Consider the following 13,342-nt stretch of genomic DNA (forward strand, 5'->3'; position numbering starts at 1 on the left):
CAACAGGACCACGCCGAACCCGGTGATCAACATTACTGGCGCAAATCCAAAATCAATTGTGGCCGCCGGCAATTATCTGTTTGTCGGCTACGTACATACCGTGCCTAACGTGGATGCGTTTAACCTCACGACCGGACAGCTCGACGTCACGCTCGTCAATAGTAATCCAAACATGGTCGACGTCGGCAACGACGCGGACTCGATGTATGGACTTCGTGCGTATCGGCGGTCGACGGGCGAATATGAAGTCACGAAGGACAACTACAACGACTCAAGCATCGTGGTGTATCGCTGGGTGCCGCCTGCTTCGACCGGGCCTGCGGCAAGCGCGGTGAGAACGGCGGTGGTGTCCCCATTCAGCGTCAACTGACGATGCACCCGAGTCGCCGCAATAGGGGCGATGGCTCAGCGCCAGGCGACGCCCGAGGTGATGATCCGGGGCGTGCTGACGGGCAATCCCGTCTAGCGGTTTCGGTTGCCCGCATTGGGGTCTGGATTGTTACACCATAGGAAATCCTGCAAAGAATTTAACTTGCGTCCCATGAACGGGTTGGGCGCCGCTGGCGGTCGGCGTGAAGCATCTATGGCGCCAAGATCATAATTGATAAAAATGTCAAATAAAGCGTGCCAAAACATCCGGAGTGCGCCACACGGGAGAAGCCGCCCAGCGACCTTCAGTGTAATTCGTTACAAATGTCAGTTGTGATCAATCACGCAATAGTGATAATATCGTCACCAATGGAGTGAGCCTGTCCGCCCGTTTCAGGCGACATCCCGATACTGGCACACCCGATTTATTCACCAACACGTTGCCCTTATGACTCTGCATCAACGCCACGCCTTGCTATGGGGCGCGGTCGCCTTGATGGCTGGCGTCCTGCTTTGGATCTTGCGTCCGGTCCTCACGCCGTTCCTGCTTGGCGGGCTCATCGCATATGTCCTTCAACCGGGAGTGGAATGGCTGGTGCGCCATCGCACGCCACGCGGACTCGCCGCGCTCGTGATGATGCTCCTGTTTGGTTTGATGGCCACGTTGCTCGTTCTGCTCGTGTTTGCCGTGATCCATAAAGAGGGGCCCGAACTGATCGTGCGGATTCCTTCTCTGGCAGCCACACTCAACGCGTGGTTACAACCCAAACTGGCCCTGCTGGGCCTGAGCTATTCATTGGATTTGAGCCATGTCCACGAGATGTTAAGGACGCACCTCAAGGCGAGCGAACAAACCATCGCAGTGGCTGCGTGGCAGTCACTGCGCACGAGCGGCAACATGATGATTACTGTCGTGGGCAACATCGTGTTGGTGCCGCTCGTTCTGTTCTATCTGCTTTATGACAGGCACGAGGCATTTGCTCGCCTTGAAAGCTTCGTGCCGCGACCGTGGCTGGGCAAAATGCGCAGGTTCCTGACAGACATGGACCAGATGCTGTCGCAATACCTGCGCGGCCAACTGCTCGTAATGGGGGCGCTCGCTACGTTTTATCCAATCGCTTTGACGGTCGCAGGCTTCGAGATCGCGCTGCCCATTGGTCTCTTTACCGGGCTCGCCGTGTTCATTCCGTACATCGGATTCGCGACCGGACTGGCGCTCGCGCTTCTTGCCGCGCTGCTGCAATTCGGCAGTTGGTATGGCGTTGCCGCGGTGGCGGTCGTGTACGGCATTGGCCAGATTCTCGAAAGTTTCATTCTTACGCCACGCCTCGTCGGCGAACGCATTGGCCTGCATCCGCTCGCGGTGATTTTCGCCTTGCTCGCATTCGACCAGCTTTTCGGTTTCTTTGGGGTTCTGCTCGCGCTTCCAGCCAGCGCAATTCTGGCCGTAGGCCTGCGCGAACTCCGCGGCCGTTATCTGGCGAGCGCGTTTTACGGGGGATAGCAGGGCTTGATCAGCGGACGCGCGATTTTGCTCTGCCACGCTTGGTATCCGGCCTGCCCGTGGGTAACGGCAGGCGCGCAACTCTTTCCGCCTCCGCGCGCTTGAGTCCAAGCACCTGCAACACGACCGCCGCTACCCGTTCCGCGAAGTTCTGCTCGCCGAATCCAGACGCTTTTTGCCGCCGGGCCGCCGGCGTAACCAATGCGGCAAAGTGCAACTCGGCGGCGATCGCCGCGAAGATGATGCCCGTGACCGACACAACGCACACCAAATGGTCAGGGACGACAAAGCGCTCCGCGGAAATGCCTCTTTGGCTATCGCGCAGCAATCGTTGGCCGAGGCCCCAGCCCAGCGCATGCACAGACAATCCCTCGCGGATCAGCAGCCGCCCCCATACCGGCTCACGGCGTGCGCGCATCAATGTGTGCCGCACTGAGACGGCGACTATTTCGGCCGGGTCGGACAGGTCGCAGGCCAGTTGGTCCAGTGTATCGGCGAATTCCTCGAACACCCATTCGACGAGTGCAGTGAAGATCCCTTCCTTCGACCCGAAGTGGTTGTAGAACGAGCCGAAACCGACGTCGGCGGCCTCGGTAATGTCGTTGATAGCCACCGAATCCATTCCTCTTTCCGCCATCAGCCTCAGTGCGGCGTCGAGCAAGCGGGTGCGGGTTTCGCGCTTGCGGCGGGTACTGCGCGGTTGGCGCCCTTCGACCGCTTGAGCCGGGCCGCTCAAGGTCTGCACGCGCTGCGGGTTTCCACAGGGGTTCGCGATATCAGGCATCTCGACTCCAGATCTTGGTATCGTCATATTTTAGAATTATACGTCATTATTGACAATATAATCAGTTATGGGTCTAATGTCACCTTAGCCAGAGAATCGGCAGCCGCGCAGACGAAATGAGAAGCGACGGTATCCACCCGCGTGCGATGACGAAGTATGAAGAGTTGCAAGCGGCTCGTATCAGAATGGGCGGATAGGAATGCCAAGTTAATGGCGTATGGAATCGTCCTTGACACATAGAGCAAAAGCATGTCGCCGGACGCGCCGTGTCTCCCTATGCCTCGCCTATTTTTCATTGCTGGACTATCACCTGCCTTGTGAACATCGTGAAACTATCCGGTCTTAACGCGCGGAATTTCGTGCGTCCCATCCTGTCTTCCATCGCCAGGCCACCGTTCAGAGGGCGTCTGCTCGTTGCGGCTTGTGGTGCAATTCTGCTCTCGGCTTGCCACCGCGGTGAAGTGGCGCCGCCGGTGCCCAAACCGGTTGTCGCGCTCGCGGTTCATCCCGACGCAAGCATTCCGACTGCCTCATTGCCCGCTCAAGTAGAGGCGCGCTACTCCACGCCACTGTCGTTCAGAGTTGGGGGCAAGGTTATCGAACGAAAGGTTCATCTCGGCGATACCGTCACGGCGGGGCAAATCGTTGCGCTGCTCGACCCCACCGATCTGCGCAATAACCTCGTCAATGCCCGCGCGCAACTGGACGCCGCCGAACATCGTCTCGTGTACGCCAGGCAACAGCGCGATCGCGATCAGGCTCAGATCCAGGCGCACCTGATTGCACCGGCGCAGATGGAACAGACCGAAGACGCGTACGCTACCGCGCTTGCGCAGCGCGATTCGGCCCTCGCGCAAATGGCGCTCGCCTCCGACCACCTGCGCTACGCCACGCTCACCGCGGATCACGACGGCGTCATTAAGTCGGAGGATGCGGACACCGGCCAGAACGTCCAGGCGGATCAGGCGGTTTATCACATCGACTGGACGGGCAGCGTGGACATCGTCTGCGACGCACCGGAGCGGGCGCTTGGCGCGATAGCCGTCGGCAGCAAGGCGCGCGTGAGCCTGTCCGCGCTGCCCGGCAAAAGCTTCGAGGCGACCGTGCGCGAGGTATCGCCCGCCGCCGACCCGCAAAGCCGCACGTGGCGCGTGAAACTCACGCTAGCCGCGCCGAGCGCGGAAGTCCGCGTCGGCATGACGGCCAATGTCACATTCGATGCCGCCAGCGGCGTGCCGGAGGCGGCGCCGTTCGCACTGCCTGTGACGGCGCTTTTCCACAAAGGCGAGAACCCCGCTGTATGGGTGGTGCGCGCGGGCAGCGACACTCTCGAACTGCGCGTCGTCAGCCTCGTGCGCTACGACGCGCGGACCGTCTCCGTCAGTGGCGGACTTCACGAAGGCGACCGCGTCGTGATGCAAGGCGTTCATGCGGTGAGCGCGAACCAGCACGTGCAGGTCGTGGCTCCGCTCCATCCGGAGGATTTTTCGTCATGAACGCCCGCGACCGTGAAACCGCGCGCGACAGCGCGCCCGTCATCCCGCCTGACGCCGAGGCACGCAGCGAAGGCGGTTTCAATCTGTCCGCGTGGGCGTTGCGCCATCAGCAGCTCGTGATATTTCTGATCGGGCTTGCGACGCTGTTCGGCGTGATCGGCTATACGAAGCTTGCCCAGTCGGAAGACCCGCCGTTCACGTTCCGTACCATGGTGGTCAAGACCTACTGGCCGGGCGCAACTGCCCGCGAGGTGCAGGAACAGATCACGGACCGGATCGGCCGGCAGTTGCAGGCCGCGCCGTACGTCGACAACATCAAGAGCTACTCGCGGCCCGGCGAGTCGATGATTTTCTTCGCAATGAAGGATTCGGCGCCGGTCAAGGAGGTGCCCGAGACCTGGTACCAGGTGCGCAAGAAAGTGGGCGACATTGCCGCGACACTGCCGAAGGGAACGGTTGGACCGTTCTTCAACGATGAGTTCGGCGACGTCTACACGAACATTTATGCGCTCGAAGGCGACGGCTATACGCCCGCGCAACTGCACGGCTACGCGGATCAGTTGCGCGCGGTCCTTCTGCGTGTGCCCGGTGTCGCCAAGGTCGACTACTTTGGCGATCCTGACCAGCACATCTTCGTCGAAATATCGAATGCGCAACTGACTCGGCTCTCAATCACGCCGCAGCAGCTCGCGCAGGCCATCGACGCACAGAACACGGTGACGCCGGTCGGCACCATCACGACGGCGGACGACCGGGTGTTCGTGCGCCCGAGCGGTGCGTTAAAGGACGTGCAGGCGCTTGCAGACACGCTCCTCACCGTGAACAAACGCGAGTTCCGGCTGGGCGACATCGCAAAGATCACGCGTGGCTACGACGATCCGCGCGTCACCGAGATGCGTGTCGGTGGGCAGGCGGTGCTCGGCATTGGCGTGACGATGCAAAAGGGCGGCGACGTGGTCAGCCTCGGCAAAGCGCTTGACGCGACAACCGCCGAACTGCAAGCCGCCATGCCGGCGGGACTCAAGCTGGCTCCCGTCTCGAGCATGCCTCACGCGGTTAAGCATTCAGTGGACGAGTTCGTCAGATCGGTCGCCGAAGCGGTAGCAATCGTGCTGGTCGTGAGCCTGGTTTCGCTCGGCCTGCGCACCGGCATGGTCGTCGTGATCTCGATTCCGATCGTGCTCGCCGTGACGGCGCTGTGCATGCATGTGTTCAACATCGGGCTGGACCAGGTATCCCTTGGCACACTCGTGCTCGCGCTGGGGCTGCTCGTCGACGACGCGATCATTGCCGTCGAAACGATGGCCGTGAAGCTGGAGCAGGGGTGGACTCGCACGCGCGCGGCGGCCTTTGCGTACACGAGTACGGCATTTCCCATGCTGACCGGCACGCTCGTGACGGTATCGGGCTTCCTGCCGATCGCACTCGCGAAATCGAGCACGGGAGAATACACGCGGTCGATTTTCGAAGTGTCCGCCATTGCGCTGATCGTGTCCTGGTTCGCGGCTGTCGTGCTGGTCCCATTGCTGGGCTTTCACATGCTGCCCGAGCGCAAGGGCCAAGGCGACGGCCAGCATCACGAGCACGACGTTTACAACACCGGCTTCTACCAGCGCCTTTCAGGCTGGGTATCGTGGTGCATCGACCGTCGTTGGGCCGTGCTTGGCGTTACCGGGGTGCTTTTTGTGATCGCGATGGCAGCGTTCACGCGCGTGCCGCAACAGTTCTTTCCGAACTCGGAACGCCCCGAGCTGCTCGTCGACCTGCGGCTGCCGGAAGGCGCTTCGTTCGAGGCGACGCTGCGTGAAACGAAGCGCCTCGAATCGGCGCTCAACGGCAAGCGCGAGATCGACCACTTCGTCGACTTCGTGGGCACCGGCGCGCCGCGCTTTTATTTGCCGCTCGATCAGCAGCTCCAGCAGCCCAACTTCGCGCAATTCGTGGTCACCGCGAAGAGCGTCGAAGATCGCGACGAGTTGATGCGCTGGCTCGATGCAAAACTCGAGAAGGATTTCTCCGGCGTGCGTGCGCGTGTGGCGCGGCTCGAGAATGGTCCGCCGGTGGGTTTCCCGATCAAGTTCCGGGTGAGCGGCAGCGATATCGCGACCGTGCGCTCCATTGCCGAAACGGTAGCCGACAAGGCCCGTGCCGATTTCCGCACGCGCAACGTCCAGTTCGATTGGGACGAGCCGGCAGAACGGTCGATCTCGTTCGAAGTCGATCAGATCCGGGCGCGCCAGCTCGGTGTGACGTCGGAGGACGTATCGAACTTCCTGGCCATGACGCTCTCGGGCTACACGGTCACGCAATTTCGCGAGCGGGACAAGCTGATCAACGTCGATCTGCGTGCGCCCAAGGGCGAGCGCGTCGATCCCTCGAAGCTCACCAGCCTCGCGGTGCCGACTCCGAACGGTCCGGTTCCGCTGGGTTCCCTCGGACACATCAAGGACACGCTCGAATACGGTGTGATCTGGCAGCGCGACCGGCAGCCGACGATCACGGTGCAGGCCGACATTCGGGGCGACGCGCAGGGTATCGACGTGACCCGCGATATCGAGCACGCACTTGCCGGCGAGCAAGCCAGATTGCCGGTGGGTTATCGCATCGAAGTGGGCGGTGCGGTTGAAGAAAGCGTGAAAGGCCAGACCTCGATCAACGCCGAGATGCCGCTCATGATCATCGCCGTTCTGACCTTGTTGATGATCCAGCTAAAAAGCTTCTCGCGGACCTTTATCGTCGTGTTGACCGCACCGCTCGGGCTGATCGGCGTCGTGGCTGCGCTGCTGCTGTTCGGCAAGCCCTTCGGCTTTGTCGCGTTGCTCGGCGTGATCGCCATGTTCGGCATCATCATGCGCAACTCCGTGATCCTGGTCGATCAGATCGATCAGGACATCGCGGCGGGGCATGGGCGCTTCGACGCGATTGTCGGTGCGACCGTGCGGCGCTTCCGCCCGATCATGCTGACGGCCGCCGCCGCCGTGCTCGCCTTGATTCCGCTGCTGCGCTCGGCGTTTTTCGGGCCCATGGCGACCGCGTTGATGGGCGGGATCACGATCGCCACCTTACTGACGGTGTTCTTCCTGCCGGCTCTCTACGCGACGTGCTTCAGGGTCCAGCGCGACGAGCGCGGGATGCAGCCGGTCGTCGTCGAGCACACGGAGATTTGAAGATGAAGTTTGCCCATAAGACATCCGTTGTCGCCGTCGCCATGGCGCTCGCGCTAACGGCCTGCTCGTTCGGCCCCGGCGGCGAACCGCCAGTGATGCCTTCGCCCACGCATTACGGCGCGCAAGCGCAGCCGTCCGGGACGGTCGTGGCAAATGGCGTCGCCCAGCAGTTCGATATCGGTTCGACGGCGGTGCCGCAATGGTGGCGGCTGTACCGGTCGGACGCGCTCGATGCGCTGGTCGAGGAAGGTCTGCGCAACAGCCCGACGCTTGCGGCGACGCAGCGCACGCTTTCGGCCGCACAAGAGGAATTGCGCGCGCAGGTCGGTTCGTCCACGCTGCCTTCGATCGACGCCGCCGCGCAGATCGAGCGGGCGCGTTCACCGGTCGTGCCCGGCATTGGTCCAACCGAGGTCCGGTACAACTTTTTCGCCGGGCAGATTCAGGCGCACTACACCTTCGACCTTTTCGGTGCGACGCGCTACGCCAACGCAGCGGCTGCCGCCCGTGTGAACGTGCAGGGCTATCAACTCGAAGCGGCCCGGCGTGCGCTCGCCGCGAACATCGTCGGCACGGCGATCGATGTGGCGGCGCTCGATCGTCAGATCGCTCTCACCGAGCGGCTCGTTGCCGTGGCGAGCGAAACGGCGAATGAGGACCAGCAACGCTACACGCTCGGATCGCTCTCGCACGTGCAGGCGCTGAACTCGAAGGACGACGCGGAGTCGATTGCGGCCAGTCTGCCGCCCTTGCGGCAGCAGCGCGCCACAGCCGTCCACGCGCTGGCGGTGCTGATGGGGCGTACGCCGGACGACGCACCGGCCGTTCCCGACCTCGACAGCCTGTCTTTGCCCGACCACGTGCCGGTCGCCGTGCCATCGGATCTTTTGCGTTCGCGCCCTGACATTCTGGCGGCCGACGCCGCGGTGAAAGCGGCCGCGGCCGACGTTGGCGCCGCGACCGCGCAGCTCTTTCCGAGCCTGTCATTGACAGCCGCGATGGGCCGCGGTGGCTTTAGCTGGCCGATGCTGCTCTCAGGCGCGGGCGGACTGTGGGCGATCGGGGCGGGTCTGTCGCAACCGATCTTTCATGGTGGGGCGTTGTTCGCGCAGCGCAGGGCCTCGATCGAGTCATACGACGCCGCGGTTCTCCACTACAAGTCGACGGTTCTGTCGGCATTCAAGGATGTCGCGGATTCGCTTGCCGCGCTGGATAACGACGCGCAGTCGCTGGCGTCTACCGAACGAGCGGCGCAGGCAGCCCGTGCGGCCTTCGACGAAACCGCGTCGCGCGCCCGCCTCGGTTCCTTGCCGTCCACGGCGCAGTATGCCAGCGAGCAGCGATTTCTCACTGCGCAGCTGGGCGCCGTGCGCGCCGGAAGCCAGCGCATGACCGATACCGTCACACTGTTCCAGGCGATGGGCGAATTGCCGTCTGCTCAGCGGCACGTGACGTCAAAAGAGTGACGCGTCCCAGCATGGAACATCGGAACCTGATTGCCTGCCACGAATGTGACCTCCTTTTCCGCAAGCCGCCGCGCCTGGGTGGGTTGGTTGCACGGTGTCAGCGGTGCGGTGCGGGTTTCAAAGGACTGCATCGCAGTGGTCCGTCGCTCGAGACGATCTGCGCTTTGACCGTCGCTGCGTTGATTACTTTTGTGATTGCGCAGGCGTTCCCGGTACTACGGCTGGAGACAAACGGGATCGGCTCGCAGACCACGCTGTTTGGTGCAGTGCAATCGCTGTGGGACGAACACATGCGTGTCGTCGCATGCATGGTGTTCTGTTCGTCGATGCTGTTTCCGCTGACGGAGTTGCTCGCCGTTCTTTACCTGCTGGTTCCCGTTCTGATGGGTAAACGGCCGTCCGGCTTCAATCGGGTCATTCGCCTCATTCAATTCGTTCGACCGTGGGGAATGATCGAGGTATTCATGCTCGGGGTGTTCATCACGATCGTGAAAATGGTAAGCATCGCGCAGGTGATTCCGGGGCCGGGCCTGTTTGCATTCGGCGCATTGACCGTGATGCTGGCTATCGTTGCCGCGTTCGACCCTGCCGTGTTGTGGGAGGTTTGCGACGAAATGAAAATTCGTCGGCGCGCCGACATTGCCCGGTCGAGCGTGAGTGACAGCCGCGTTGTGCCGGGTGACACCTCCGGCTCGCCGGAAACAGGAGCCACGGGTGATGTCTCGGCAAGACATGCAGGACTTCTCGCGTGTCATACCTGCGGCCTGGTTCAGACGGCAATCGCGCATCAGCCGCATCAGCACTGTTCGCGTTGTGACTCGCTGCTGCACGAGCGCCGTCCGCACAGTGTGACGCGTTCGCTGAGTCTGCTTGTCGCCGCAGCGATCGTCTATATTCCGGCGAATCTTTTGCCGATCATGCATGCCTCGTCGCTCGGCCGCTCAGAGGACGACACGATTCTCGGCGGCGTCGGCTACTTCTGGAGCTCGGGAGACTGGCCGCTCGCGGTCGTTATCTTCGTGGCGAGCGTCATGGTGCCAATGCTCAAACTCACGGTTCTCGCACTGCTGACCTTGACTGCTCGCCGGGGTTCGGACTGGCGCCCGCTCGAACGCGCGAAGCTGTTTCGTATTGTCGAGCGGGTTGGCCGGTGGTCGATGCTCGATGTCTTCGTTGTTGCACTCACGGTTGCCCTGGTGCACTTCGGCTCCTTTGCCTTCGTTACCGCGGGTCCGGGCGCGCTCGCTTTCGGGGCGGTCGTGATCCTCACCATGCTGGCATCGCATCAGTTCGACCCACGGCTCACCTGGGACAACGTCCGTCGCGCACAACCGCATTCCGAGGACGTCGAATCCGCACGGGTTCGTAGCTCCGTCGCCCCCATAAACTGAAATCAGCAACACTATTCTCTAGCGATGCATCTTCCTGATCTACCCCTTCCCGACATCAAACCACGAAAACGCTGGCTTCCCTCGTTGATCTGGTTGGTCCCCCTGATCTCGGCGTTGATCGGCATTGCGCTGGTAGCCCGATCCATTTCCGAAAAGGGGCCAGTGGTCACGGTTTCGTTCAATAACGCAGACGGAATGGAGGCAGGCAAAACGAAGGTCAAGTACAAGGATGTCGAAATCGGCTCCGTTCAGGCCATTACGCTGACGAAAAACCTCCAGCAAGTGATGGTAAAAATTCAACTCACCAGGGAGGCAGAAAAATTCGCGACACAAGGCACGCGTTTCTGGGTGGTCCGCCCGCGCGTGGGGGCCAACGGCATTTCGGGCCTCGGTACTTTGCTTTCCGGTGCGTACATCGGCGTCGACATCGGGCAATCGTCAGAGCGACGGACGGAGTTTGTCGGACTCGAGAATCCTCCCATCGTCACCAGCGGCCAACCGGGGCACCAGTACACGCTGCGAGGGGATTCGTTGGGGTCGGTCGATATTGGTGCACCTGTCTTTTACCGTCGTGTGCAGGTGGGCCAGGTGGTCGGCTTTTCACTCGACCCGCACGGCTCGGGCGTGATCGTGAACCTCTTCGTCAATGCGCCATTCGATCAGTATGTCGGGACGAACACTCGCTGGTGGCATGCGAGCGGTGTCGATCTTCGGCTCGACTCGAGCGGGCTCAAGATCAACACGCAGTCGCTGGCGACAGTGGTTGTGGGAGGTCTCGCGTTTCAGTCACCGCCGGGTCAGGACGCCGGACAACAGGCCGCCGACAAGGCGGTGTTTCGACTCGCGGCGGACGAGTCGGACGCGATGCGCGAGCCGGACGGACAACCACTCAATGTGGTGATGCGATTCAACCAGTCGCTGCGCGGATTGTCCGTTGGCGCACCTGTGGACCTGCGCGGCATTGCATTGGGTCAGGTGACGGAGATTGGTATTGAATACAGCGAAATGGACAAGAGTTTCAGCATGAAGGTCTCGATGGCACTTTATCCCGACCGGCTCAGCCGGCGCAGCAGGGAGGCGCTACCGGCCCCCAACACGCCAGGTGGGCATGAGCTGCTTCAGCACCTCGTGATGGAAGGGTTGCGTGGCCAGTTGCGAACCGGCAACCTTTTGACCGGGCAACTCTATGTGGCGCTGGACATGTTCCCGAAAGCCCCGCGTGCGACCGTGGATGTGCATCAGAACCCGATCGAACTGCCGACCGTGCCTAACACGCTTGACGAACTGCAGGTGCAGATCGCGGACATTGCCAGGAAACTGAACCGGGTGCCGTTCGACAAGATCGGCGCCAACCTGAATGGCGCGCTGGAAAATGCCAACAAGCTGTTCGGTCATCTGGATACGGAGGTTGTTCCACAGGCTCGGGATACGTTGGCGGCAGCGCAGCGGACGTTCGGAACCGCTGAGGCGACGCTTCAGCAGGCGGCGCCGTTGCAATCGGATGTGCAGGATGCGATGCAGGAACTGACCCGTACGCTGCAGTCTCTCAACGCACTCGCGGATTATCTGGAACGTCATCCCCAGGCGCTTCTGTTCGGCAAGAAAGGAGACCGGCCGTGACTCTGCTTCAGTCTTATTCGCTGCGCGCTTTCGTTCGTGTGGCGGCGGCAATCAGTCTCGCTGCTCTGGCGGCGTGTGGTTCTCCGCCCAGCCGGTTCTACACGCTTGACGCCGGCGGCGGTTTGCCCACGGCGGATCGCACGGCAAGCCCCGCCGTTCTGATCGATATGCGGCCCGTTACAGTGCCTTCCGCGCTGGCGAGGAGCCAATTTGTCGTTCAGGTGAATGCCACTCAGGTCAAGGTGCTGGAGGACGATCGCTGGGCGTCGCCGCTGCCGGATGAAATCCGCACCGCAGTGCTGGCAATGGTGACCCGGCAGTCGGGTGCGCTCGACGTGCACGGGATGGCGCGCACGGACGAGGTTCCGCTGTACCGCATTTCGGTGCAAGTGCAGCGCTTTGAGACGTGGCCTGGGTCGCACGTACTGATTGAAGCTGTATGGAGCATACAGCCGTCAAATGGTCAGGAAACGATGACCTGCCACAGCATAGCCAGCCAGCCGGTCTCAGCTGGCTATGATGCGATCGCAGATGGGCATCGGCAGGCGTTGCAACGAATCTCTACGCAGATTGCGCGGGGCCTCCGTGAGCTTGGCATGACGTCAGCATTGCACGGGAGCCGGCAAGCGGTGACACGCCCGGCATCCTGCCCGTTGATGGCCTATGCTGAAGCGGGGATCGGGGTGACCCGACGCCCCTGACAGTCCTTTTTCGCGTCCGCCTTATTCCGCCTCGACTTCCGCTTCGATGAGCGGCAGCGCCCGCGTCGAAATCTTCTCAGCCTCCGCGCGCTTGAGCCCGAGTGTTTGCAAAAGCGTTGCTGCCGTACGCTCGGCAAAGTGTTCCCCGCTGAAGCCGAGTTCGTCGAGCAGCGCTGCCGCCGGCGCGCCAGGCGCGACGAAATTCAACTCGGCTGCGATTGCGGCAAGCACCGTACCACCCACCGAAAGAAAGCCGATGAAGGGGTCAGCGACCACGAAGCGCTTGGCGGCGATGCCATTTCCAATGTCCCGCAATAGCCGCTGGCCCAACCCACGGCTCAGGATGTGCGCCGAAAAACCTTCGCGTATCAGGAAACGTCCCCAGACGGGATCGCGCCGCGCTCGCATCAAGGTGTGGCGCATGGAGACGGAGATCACTTCCGCCGGATCGGACAGGCCGCCGGTGAGGCGATCGAGCATGTCGCCGAACTCCTCGAACACGTTGTCGACGAGCGTCGCGTAGATGGCTTCTTTCGACTCGAAGTGGTTGTAGAACGAACCGAAGCCCACGTCGGCGGCCTCGGTGATTTCGTTGATTGCAACGCCCTCCATGCCCTTGTCCGACATGAGCCTGAGCGCTGCGTCGAGGAGGCGCGCGCGCGTCTCACGTTTGCGGCGCGCTCCGCGCGGTTCGCGCTCCTCGGGAACTGGAGCCGGGGAATCGGAAGCCGCGGAAACGCGGGTCACACGGCCGGCGCGCTTAGGTGCAGGCCGGTTCAAAGAGTTCGCCATGACGAGTTCCAGTCTTTGCTCATGTCCAAGTATAGATTGAAATGTCTCTATT

The 13,342-nt window shown here is 61.9% G+C and carries 9 protein-coding genes and 1 pseudogene; 8 read left to right on the forward strand and 2 right to left on the reverse strand.

What is annotated here, in order from left to right:
- Together P0D70_RS18060 and P0D70_RS18065 are read left to right on the forward strand one after the other, a co-directional pair.
- Positions 1–370 (forward strand): annotated as a pseudogene (locus P0D70_RS18060) (SMP-30/gluconolaconase/LRE-like region family protein); the annotation flags it as partial.
- Positions 371–817: 447 nt separating this feature from the next.
- The gene (locus P0D70_RS18065) at positions 818–1,873 is read left to right on the forward strand and encodes an AI-2E family transporter (protein ID WP_408185487.1); all 1,056 of its coding nucleotides are present in this window, start codon (positions 818–820) and stop codon (positions 1,871–1,873) included.
- A gap of 10 nt (positions 1,874–1,883) precedes the next feature.
- On the opposite strand, the gene P0D70_RS18070 is transcribed toward P0D70_RS18065, so the two are convergent.
- A complete protein-coding gene (locus P0D70_RS18070) occupies positions 1,884–2,657 on the reverse strand; it encodes a TetR/AcrR family transcriptional regulator (protein ID WP_408185488.1) in 774 nt (257 codons plus the stop codon).
- 359 nt (positions 2,658–3,016) lie between these two features.
- Here P0D70_RS18070 and P0D70_RS18075 point away from each other — a divergent pair, with 359 nt between their 5' ends.
- The 6 genes from P0D70_RS18075 to P0D70_RS18100 are packed head-to-tail and all read left to right on the forward strand — an operon-like array spanning position 3,017 to position 12,498.
- Positions 3,017–4,153 (forward strand): efflux RND transporter periplasmic adaptor subunit, encoded by a 1,137-nt coding sequence (locus P0D70_RS18075; RefSeq protein ID WP_408185489.1) that lies wholly within the window; start codon positions 3,017–3,019, stop codon positions 4,151–4,153.
- Positions 4,150–7,320, forward strand: coding sequence for an efflux RND transporter permease subunit (locus P0D70_RS18080; RefSeq protein ID WP_408185490.1), 3,171 nt, complete (start codon positions 4,150–4,152; stop codon positions 7,318–7,320). The genes P0D70_RS18075 and P0D70_RS18080 overlap by 4 nt, the downstream gene beginning before the upstream one ends.
- A gap of 2 nt (positions 7,321–7,322) precedes the next feature.
- Positions 7,323–8,786 (forward strand): efflux transporter outer membrane subunit, encoded by a 1,464-nt coding sequence (locus tag P0D70_RS18085; RefSeq protein WP_408185491.1) that lies wholly within the window; start codon positions 7,323–7,325, stop codon positions 8,784–8,786.
- Between the two features lie 11 nt (positions 8,787–8,797).
- Positions 8,798–10,177, forward strand: coding sequence for a paraquat-inducible protein A (locus tag P0D70_RS18090; RefSeq protein ID WP_408185492.1), 1,380 nt, complete (start codon positions 8,798–8,800; stop codon positions 10,175–10,177).
- A 24-nt stretch (positions 10,178–10,201) separates the two neighbouring features.
- On the forward strand, positions 10,202–11,797 hold the full coding sequence (locus tag P0D70_RS18095; RefSeq protein WP_408185493.1) for a PqiB family protein: 1,596 nt from the start codon (positions 10,202–10,204) through the stop codon (positions 11,795–11,797).
- Positions 11,794–12,498 (forward strand): PqiC family protein, encoded by a 705-nt coding sequence (locus P0D70_RS18100; RefSeq protein ID WP_408185494.1) that lies wholly within the window; start codon positions 11,794–11,796, stop codon positions 12,496–12,498. The genes P0D70_RS18095 and P0D70_RS18100 overlap by 4 nt, the downstream gene beginning before the upstream one ends.
- A 21-nt stretch (positions 12,499–12,519) precedes the next feature.
- Here P0D70_RS18100 and P0D70_RS18105 read toward each other — a convergent pair whose 3' ends face one another.
- Complete coding sequence (locus P0D70_RS18105) at positions 12,520–13,290, reverse strand: TetR/AcrR family transcriptional regulator (RefSeq protein WP_091806870.1); 771 nt, start codon at positions 13,288–13,290, stop codon at positions 12,520–12,522.
- Between the last annotated feature and the right edge of the window lie 52 nt (positions 13,291–13,342).

The organism is Paraburkholderia sp. RL17-381-BIF-C, from assembly GCF_046026435.1.
Classification (GTDB): Bacteria; Pseudomonadota; Gammaproteobacteria; order Burkholderiales; family Burkholderiaceae; genus Paraburkholderia.